5 protein-coding genes and 1 pseudogene are annotated in these 6518 nt (G+C 67.5%); 3 read left to right on the forward strand and 3 right to left on the reverse strand.

What is annotated here, in order from left to right; genetic code table 11:
- Positions 1-1468 (reverse strand): alpha/beta hydrolase (locus AOK11_RS30370; protein ID WP_055596908.1); only part of this gene is annotated, 1468 nt, incomplete at its 3' end.
- A 133-nt stretch (positions 1469-1601) separates the two neighbouring features.
- Positions 1602-2327 (reverse strand): annotated as a pseudogene (locus AOK11_RS30375) (radical SAM family protein); the annotation flags it as partial.
- A gap of 599 nt (positions 2328-2926) precedes the next feature.
- Here AOK11_RS30375 and AOK11_RS45560 point away from each other — a divergent pair.
- Positions 2927-3484: a recombinase family protein gene (locus AOK11_RS45560; RefSeq protein ID WP_276204855.1), complete on the forward strand. Its 558-nt coding sequence runs from the start codon at positions 2927-2929 to the stop codon at positions 3482-3484.
- 61 nt (positions 3485-3545) lie between these two features.
- Here AOK11_RS45560 and AOK11_RS30380 read toward each other — a convergent pair whose 3' ends face one another.
- Positions 3546-4922 (reverse strand): IS1380 family transposase, encoded by a 1377-nt coding sequence (locus tag AOK11_RS30380; RefSeq protein WP_055596907.1) that lies wholly within the window; start codon positions 4920-4922, stop codon positions 3546-3548.
- A gap of 233 nt (positions 4923-5155) precedes the next feature.
- On the opposite strand from AOK11_RS30380, the gene AOK11_RS43085 reads away from it, so the two are divergent.
- Both AOK11_RS43085 and AOK11_RS30385 read left to right on the forward strand, forming a co-directional pair.
- Positions 5156-5668: a hypothetical protein gene (locus tag AOK11_RS43085; protein ID WP_157869480.1), complete on the forward strand. Its 513-nt coding sequence runs from the start codon at positions 5156-5158 to the stop codon at positions 5666-5668.
- A gap of 154 nt (positions 5669-5822) precedes the next feature.
- On the forward strand, positions 5823-6518 hold a 696-nt coding region (locus AOK11_RS30385), incomplete at its 3' end, for an IS701 family transposase (RefSeq protein WP_107098717.1).

Raw genomic sequence — 6518 nt, forward strand, 5'->3', positions numbered from 1 at the left:
CGCGGCCGCGGCCGCGCGGCACGGTGCCGTCGGTCAGATACGCCGTCAGGTGCTCGTCCAGGCAGGCGTTGCCGCTCAGCGTGATGCCGTGATTGCCGCCGTCCTGCTCCACCACCAGGCTGGAGCCGGCCAGCAGCTGGTGGACCGTCACGCCTCCCTGGTAGGGGGTGGCCGCGTCGTCGGTGGCCTGGAAGAGCAACGCCGGCGGCAGCTTCCCGTTGAGGACGTTCACGGGCCGCAGCGACTCGGTCGGCCAGAACGCGCACGCCGCGTTGTACCAGGCGTTGTTCCACGTCATGAACGGCGCCCGCTCGTACACCTCCCAGGTGTCCTTGCGCCACTGCCGCCAGTCCCGCGGCCAGGACGCGTCCCGGCACTCGACCGCCGTGTAGACGCTGTAGCCGTTGGCACCGGCGGCGTCGACCGCACCGAAGTTCTCGTACGTCCTGACCAGCGGGCCCGAGTCGCCCTTGTTCACGTACGCCGCGAACGCCTCCGCCAGATAGGGCCAGTAGCCGTTGTAGTAGCCGCCCGGCAGGAAGGTGTCCTCCAGTTCGGCCGCACCCACCTTGTCACCGGCCGGCTTCTTCGCCAGGGCCGCGCGCATCGCGTACCACTCGGCCTCGATCTTCTCCGGATCGGTGCCGAGCCGGTACGTGCCGTCGTGCTCGGCGATCCAGGCCATCAGGGCGCGGTGGCGGTCGTTGAAGGCGCGGTCCTGGTTCAGGTTGGCCTCGTACCAGACCTCGTTGGGGTCGACGATCGAGTCGAGGACCAGGCGCCGTACCCGCTCCGGGAACAGCTTGGCGTACACGGCGCCCAGATACGTGCCGTAGGAGTAGCCGAAGTAATTGATTTTCTCCGCGCCCAGCGCCTGCCGGATCACGTCCATGTCGCGCACCGCGCTGGTCGTGTTCACGTGCGGCAGGAGATCCGCGTGCTTCTTGCCGCAGGCGTCGGCGAACGACTTCACGCGCGCGAGGTTGGCCTGCTCCACCGCGCGGGTGCTCGGCACCGTGTTCGGCCGCACCGGGTCGAAGTAGTTCGGCTCGCAGTTCAGCGCGGGCCTGCTCTCGCCCACCCCCCGCGGATCGAAGCCGATCACGTCGTACTGGGCGGCCACCTCCTTCGGCAGCGAGGCCGCGACGAACCCGGCGAGCGCCAGCCCGCTGCCGCCGGGGCCGCCCGGGTTGACCAGCAGAGGGCCCTGGTACTCCTTCGCGGTGTGCGGAACGCGGGACAGTGCGAGGGTGATCTTCCGCCCCTCGGGGCGGGCATGGTCGAGCGGTACCTCGACGGACGCGCACTGCAGCGTCGGATGGTTCTCGGTGCCGCAGTCCTTCCACACGGGCTTCGCCGCGCGGAACGTGTCGGCGCCGTTCGGTGCGGCCGCCTCGGCGGGCAGGGCCGTCAGGCTCCCGGCCATGACGGCGGCGGCACTGCACAGCACTGCTGCGCGTTTCCTCATGGGTCCTCCCAGGACGGAGGTCGGTGAACCGCGGGCTCACGGTCCACGCGGCATCGTCCCGGAATGAGCCGCTGGATGAACGCGTTCCGCCGACTCTTGACCCGATCGGGTCGCCGGATGCCCTCGAATGCTTCTAAAGAAGAGAGAGTTGGGTCGGGCCCGACGTGGAGGCGTCGGAGTGTCGGGAGGCGGAGGCGGAGGGCCCGGAGGAGGAGGGCCCGGAGGCAGGGGATCCATGGTCAGGAGAGCCGGTCACCGGGTGTCCGGCGGGCCGGAGTCGGTGGGGCATCTCCGCGCGGGTGGGGCCGATGCCGTACTCCCGGGCCAGGTCGTGGACCTGACGGGTGATCCTGCGCTGGTACCACTTCGGGGCGTAGACGCCCTCCGCGTACAGCCGCTCGTACCGGTTCACGAGGTACGGATGGTGCTGCCCGAGCCAGGACATGAACCACTCGCGGGCCCCCGGCCGCAGGTGCAGCACGAGCGGCGTGACGGAGGTGGCTCCCGCCGCGGCGATCGCCCTTACGGTGGCCCGCAGTTGCTCCGGCCGGTCGCCCAGGAAAGGGATCACCGGTGCCATCAGCACCCCGCAGCCGATCCCGTGCGCGGCGAGCGTGCGCACGACCTCCAGCCGGCGCTCCGGGGCGGGCGTGCCCGGTTCCACGGTGCGCCACAGTTCGGTGTCGGTGAAGCCGACGGAGACCGAGACGCCGACGTCGGTGACCCCGGCGGCCTGCCGCAGCAGCTCCAGGTCACGCAGGATCAGCGTGCCCTTGGTGAGGATCGAGAAGGGATTCGCGCGGTCGCGCAGCGCGGCCAGGATGCCCGGCATCAGCCGGTAGCGGCCCTCGGCACGTTGGACACTGGCGATCCCGTCCTGTGACGTGTGAACCTTGGCCCATGAGCACTCCAACTGAGGACATCAGGACCTTGATTGACCTGGTGTGCCGCAAGAGTCAAGCCGTGAAGTCGAAGACTGGGCGCCGGGAGATCTCCGTCAGCGCGCAGGAAGCACGGGGGAGACGCACAGCCGCTGAGTTAGGGCTCACGGTCCGGCATGTCTGGCGGGAAGTCGGAAGTGCTAGCCGGTTCCGCCGAAGCAAGAAATTGGCCCAACAGGACCTTGCTTTGCAAGCGCTTGACAGGGGCGAGATTGGCGCACTTTGGGTCTTCCGTCTTGACCGGTGGACCCGGCGCGGAGCTGGAGCAATACTCAGCATCGTTGAGCCGCAAGACGGACGGTCCCGTCGTTTGCTGGTGGATAACGGAGACCCAGATACCCCGGGAATCGGGCTGGATTCTGCGAACCCCCGTGATCGTTCGGAACTGATCAGGCGGGCAGAGGATGCCCGCGAAGAGACAGAAGTTCTGAGCGAGCGCGTTCGGAATGCCAAGACGTTCCAGCGAGACAACGGGGAATGGCTAAACGGTGTCGCCCCCTACGGTCTCAGACTCGTCATGGTGACAGCCGAAGACGAAGACGGGGAACAGATCGAAGAGCGCAAGCTTGAGCGTGACCCTGAAACGTCTGCCGGAATCCCCGGCGAGCCCAATGTGACGAAACTCGACATTGCCCGATGGATTACGTACGAGGCTCCAGTTGCCGGGCATGCCAAGCGGCAAATCTCTCGCATGCTCAACGAGCGTGGGGTCCCGTCACCTACCGGCGGCACATGGGCTTTCAGTACGGTTGCAGACATGATCGGTAACCCCGCCTACGCTGGCTGGCAGGTGACCGGGCGCGAAGACGGAAAGTCAAAGCGAATGCTTTACCGAAATGCGGCCGGTGAAAGAGTAAGCGTCATGGTTGGCCCGCCTGTGCTGTCAGAAGATGAGTACAACGCGGCTCAGACGGCTTCCAGGGGAGTTGGTCCGGCCGTTGATAAGGAGTCGTGGCGAGCGCGTCACGTCCTAACCTCGATCTTTCGTGATGGGCCGCCAACGAAGTCGGTGGCCCATTTCGTTGCCGATGAACGCGGTTGGGCAGGCCGTGGGCCCGAGTGTCGTCTCGGGTGAACGCCGGGTTCCACCGCTCCGGGCTGGAACGTTCCCTCGCAGGGACGGGTGAATCTGCTGGTCAGCCAGGGTTTGGCAGGAGTGCGAGCCGCTCGAGGGCGCCTGTGATCTCGCTGGTCCAGGGCCAGTGCCGGGCGAGGCGGAGGATGCGGCGCCGGCCGGTGGTGACGAGTTGGCCTGCCACGGAGAACAGGCGGAACCGCAGGCGACGCGGTTCCCAGAGCCTCGCCCGGCCGGTCAGGGCGAGCATGGGCAGCCAGGCCAGCAGGTCGAGAGCGATCTGGACGATCTCCAGCCAGACCTGGTTTTGCGCGGTGTCGTGCAGGGGCAGGTTCCGCAGTCCCGTCGCCCGGGCGGCCCGGATCCGGTCCTCCGCGCGGGCCCGCAGCCGGTGACGGAGCTCGAGCTGGGCGATCGGACGGCCCGGCGTGTTGGTCGCGAAGCAGGTGAGCCGCATGCCGTCCGCGTCCGTGATCCTCAACTGGGCTCCTGGATGGGGACGTTCCCTGCGGACGATCAGCCGCATGCCCTTCGGCCAGTCAGCGAGAAGGTCCCCGGTGAGTTCGGCGACCCAGGCCCCGTCCCTCACTTCACCGTTTGACTCGACGGCCGGGGTCCAGGCCGACGCGGGGATCTTGAGGACGTGCTGGTGGACGGCCTCGGTGATCACCATGCCGACCGAGTAGGACAGCCACCGCCCGCGCTGGGCGAGCCAGGCGACAAGCTTATGGGTCCCGCCCGCAGAATCACAGCGGATCAGAGTCCGGCGTCCCCGCCGGTACTTCTTCGGCAGTTGGGCCAGGGCCAGGCGGGCGGCACTGATGTGGTCGGCGGCCGTGTTCGAGCCCGCGTTTCCCGGACGGAGGAGCGCGGCGACGGGTTCGCCGGTTCCGCCCGGGCCGTGGTCGACGAAGGCCATGAGCGGGTGGTGTCCGTAGGTCTTCTTCCAGGTCGGGGCCGCGTCCTGCTTGTCCGAGTGGGCGACGACCAGCACCCCGTCCAGGTCCACGGTTACCTGTCCGCCGACATCCGGAGCCCGGTCGCCAGCCAATTCCCACAGATGTTGGCGGACTTCGGAACGTGCGGTGCGGATGGCGGTCAGTGCCTTCTCGCCCGAGGCGGCAAGGGTGTCGATCAGCCGGGAGACCGTGGGGTCGGAGGCGACCTGCCCGAACACGGCCGGCTCGGCCCGCAGCGTCGCGATGTCCGCGAGGCAGTCCCCGCCGAGCGCGACCGCCGGCGCGAGGTCCACGAGTATCTTGCCGGGGTCGTGGACGGCCCGGGGTTTCCGCCATGGGGCCAGGGCCGCGGATATGGCCTGGTCAAGGCCACTCTTGCGGACGGTTTCGACGAGCAGGACCGAACCGGCCTGCGAGACCACGGTCCGGCCGTCCCCCTGGACGCGGACATGGGGATAGGAGCCGGTAGGCTTCTTCACTTGGAAAGTGCCTCTGGATTCAGCGGGAACAAGGACCTAGACAATCCTCATTCTTGCTGGTCAGAGGCCCTTTCTGCTTACCTGACCGCCTGCCGGACAGCCCGCTTCATGAAAGCGCGAGGCTAACAGATCTCCTTGAATGCGGCGGGTGCAGGTCTTCCGTGACGTGGCGCGGAAAAGGCTACTGCTGTTGGCGTCCGGGTGCTGGGGGAGTGTGTCCGGCCCCGGCGTACGTGGCGCAGAAAAGCGCTGAAGAGTATGTCTACATGCGCTGGTCTGCTCGACTTGCAGCGACTGAGCCCCATGAACGTCTGTTGGCGATTGTGGCGGAGCGCTGGCAGGCCCGACAGGACCCGCAAGCGTCGGAGGACGAAGCAGCGGCACGGGCGGCCCTGGCAGATGCGGAAGCAGCTTTGAGCCGCCTGTGGAAAGACCGACGCTCCGGACTCTATGACGGCCCCTCAGAGCACTTCTTTGCCCCGGCGCTAGCTGAGGCCAACGAAGCAGTCCTAGACGCTCAGAAGGCTGTGGGGGCGACGGGCGGACAGGAAAGCATTGATATTTCATTCCTTCTCGAAACGTCGTGCCAACGTAAAGCGTGGGAGGGCGCAGATGATGCGCTTAAGCGGGACCTGTTGCGGCTTGCTATTCGGCGTATCCGTGTCAAAAAGGCGGATTACCGGGGACAGGCATTCGACGGAGACAAGCGCATGGAAATCATCTGGCATGACGACGAAGGCGCCTAGTACTCCAGCAGGACTTTGCTGTCTGACCTGCGGGTTTCGCTGGGCGGCTGGAGTGTAGCGGGACTTCGATCGTGCGGGGGCGGTCTCACGGAGACCGCCCCTCGATCGTGCGACAACGCCGCTGGTAGTAACAGCGGCGGGGCAGCCTCCGAGGGTGATCACCGAGTATGCCGCCGCGCAGTGGGACCTCGAACTGGACGATCTCTTCCTGACCATCGGGCACCGCTTCGGCCGAGTCGAGCTCCGCCGCCGCGTGCGTGACTACGTACGCGGGCTGCTCGCCCCGGTGGCCCGCAAGAACAGCTGGCAGCTGGCCGAACAGGCCGGCCACCCCACGCCCGACGGCCTGCAGCACCTCCTCGCCGGATCGAAGTGGGAGCCCGATGACATCCGCGACGACCTGCAGAAATACGTCGCCGACAAGCTCGGCGAGGCCGACGGCGTCCTGATCATCGACGACACCGGGTTCATCAAGAAGGGCACCACCTCGGCCGGGGTCCAGCGCCAGTACTCCGGAACCGCCGGCCGGACCGAGAACTGCCAGATCGGCGTCTTCGCCGCCTACGCCTCCGCCCGCGGCCGGGCCCTGGTCGACTGCGAGCTCTACCTCCCGAAGTCCTGGACCGGGGACCGGGAACGCTGCCGCACTGCCAGGGTCCCCGACGATCGGGAGTTCGCCACCAAGGGCGAACTGGCCCGGCACATGGTGCTGCGGGCCGTCGCCTCGCCGCTGCCCATTACCTGGGTCACCGCGGATTCCGCCTACGGTCAGGACAATCGATTCCGCCGGCTGCTGGAACAGTCGGGTGTCGGCTACGTGCTGGCCGTCCCCAAGTCCCAGTTCACCGTG

It is taken from the genome of Streptomyces hirsutus, from assembly GCF_001418415.1.
GTDB lineage: Bacteria > Actinomycetota > Actinomycetes > Streptomycetales > Streptomycetaceae > Streptomyces > Streptomyces hirsutus.

What these genes read in the sequence shown, in the direction of transcription:
- AOK11_RS45560 (WP_276204855.1), top strand. Translation starts at nt 2,927, where the DNA reads ATGGTGACAGCCGAAGACGAAGACGGGGAACAGATCGAAGAGCGCAAG.